Origin of the sequence: Micromonospora sp. M51, assembly GCF_018070305.1 — a bacterium.
Taxonomy (GTDB): Bacteria; Actinomycetota; Actinomycetes; order Mycobacteriales; family Micromonosporaceae; genus Micromonospora; species Micromonospora parva.
This window is the reverse complement of sequence record NZ_JAGPXZ010000958.1, coordinates 1-2,002: the sequence shown is the minus strand read 5'-3', so window position 1 is coordinate 2,002 and position 2,002 is coordinate 1. Positions and strand designations below refer to the sequence as shown.

Annotated in this window: 2 protein-coding genes and 1 pseudogene; all 3 read right to left on the bottom strand. The window is 73.7% G+C overall.

The features are described from left to right. Positions 1-938 (bottom strand): cysteine desulfurase family protein (locus tag KBX53_RS31225; protein ID WP_210863336.1); only part of this gene is annotated, 938 nt, incomplete at its 3' end. 107 nt (positions 939-1,045) lie between these two features. Then, complete coding sequence (locus tag KBX53_RS31220) at positions 1,046-1,705, bottom strand: class F sortase (protein WP_030331086.1); 660 nt, start codon at positions 1,703-1,705, stop codon at positions 1,046-1,048. After that, a pseudogene (locus tag KBX53_RS31215) lies at positions 1,702-2,002 on the bottom strand (hypothetical protein); the annotation flags it as partial. The pseudogene KBX53_RS31215 and the gene KBX53_RS31220, both read right to left, overlap by 4 nt.

The following is a 2,002-nucleotide window of genomic DNA, read 5'->3' as shown; positions in this document are numbered from 1 at the left end:
AGCAGGGCGTCGCCCTCGCAGCCGGGGAAGGAGAAGTGCGCGTTGCCGGGCAGCCGGTCGGCCGGATCGCCGTTGTAGATCACCTCGGGCACCGCCCGGCGGACCCGTTCGATCAGGTCGTCGCGGAGCGCGGCGACCCGGGCCGCGTACTCCTGCTGGCCCTTCACCGCCGCCTCCACGGCGACGGCGAAGGCGACGATGCCGGCCGTGTCCAGCGTGCCGGAACGGATGTCGCGCTCCTGACCGCCACCGTGCAGCAGCGGCGTCGCCGGTACGTCCCGGGCGAGCAGGAGAGCACCCACGCCGGTCGGGCCGCCCAGCTTGTGGCCGGTGACGGTCAGCGCGGCGACCCCACTGGCGGCGAAGTCGACGGGCACCTGACCGACCGCCTGGATGGCGTCGGTGTGGAACGGCACACCGTACTCGGCGGCCACGGCGGCCAGCTCGGTCACCGGCTGGACCGTGCCCACCTCGTTGTTCGCCCACATGGCGGTGACCACGGCGACGCGGTCGGCGTACGCGGCCAGCTCGGCGCGCAGGGTCTCCGGGTGCAGTCGCCCGGCGTCGTCCACCGGCAGCAGGCCGACCTCGGCGCCCTCGTGCTCGACCATCCAGTCGACCGCGTCCAGCACGGCGTGGTGCTCGACGGCGCTGGAGACCACTCGACGACGGTCCGGGGAGGCGTCCCGGCGGGCCCAGAAGATGCCCTTGACCGCCAGGTTGTCGCTCTCCGTCCCGCCACCCGTGAAGATCACTTCGGACGGCCGGGCACCGAGAACGGCGGCGACCCGCTCGCGGGACTCCTCGACCCGGCGGCGGGCACGGCGACCCGCCGCGTGCAGGGAGGACGCGTTGCCGACCTCGCGGGCGGTGGCGACGTACGCCTCCAGTGCCTCGTCGAGCATCGGAGTCGTCGCCGCGTGATCCAGGTATGCCATCACCGTTCAGCCTACGGCCGTGTGGTCGGGACGCGGAGGCCGGAGGGGCCTCCCGCGCAACGGCCGGGGTGGGGATCCCCACCCCGGCCGGTCGCCTGCGTACCCGCTCAGGCGGGCACCGCGGTGACGACGATGTTGTCGCGGTACTTGCGGGCCTTGGCGTCGAACGGCCCACCGCAGGTGATCAGGGTCAGCCGCGGCTTGCCGTCCCGGGCGAAGTAGCGGTCCAACGGAATCTTGGTCTTGTCGTACTCCTCCCGGGCCACGACCCGGTACTCACGGGCCTTGCCGTCGCTGCCGGTCGCGGTCAGGGTGTCGCCCTGGTCGAGCTCCCGCAGCCGGAAGAACGCGCCCTTGCCCTGCTGGGCGCTGTCCACGTGACCGGCGATGACGATCGAGCCGGCGTCCGCCTCCAGGCCGGGGCCGTACCGGTACCAGCCGATCTCGTCGACGCTCGGCGGCACCTCGAACTCGTTGGTCCGCTTGTTGATGCCCACCGCGTTGATCGTGGCCTTGACGTCGATCGCCGGGATGGCCAGCCGGACCGGCTTGACGGTCTCCGCCCCGGCCGGCAGCTCCCCGGTGGTCACCGGGACCGAAGGGCCCTCGGTCCCGGCGGCCGACGGGGTGGCGGTGGCGAGCTGGGCCGCCTCGTCGGCGCCCACGTCCTCGGCCGGCTGGGAGCCGCACGCCACCAGGGTGGCGACGGTGAGCGCGGCAACGCCGGCGGCCAGGGCCGCCAGCGCGCCGCGGTTGCGCACCGTCACTTGCGGCCGGTCCGCGCGGTGGCCATCCGCACCCCACCACCGAGCAGCAGGAGTACGCCGGCACCGGTCAGCGCGTACCACCAGGTGTTCACGCCGGTGCCGGCCTGGCCGCCGTCACCGCTGGGCACGCCGCCCGGAGAGGAGTGCAGACCGGTGATGGTCTGCGCCACCACGTCGAGGGTCTTGCCCTCGGCGGAGCCGATCGCGTAGACGATCGTGGCGGTGCCCTCCTTGAGGTTGAGGTCGGCCGGGCCGATGGCCACGGTGTCGGTGCCGGCCAGCACCACGTCCGCCTTC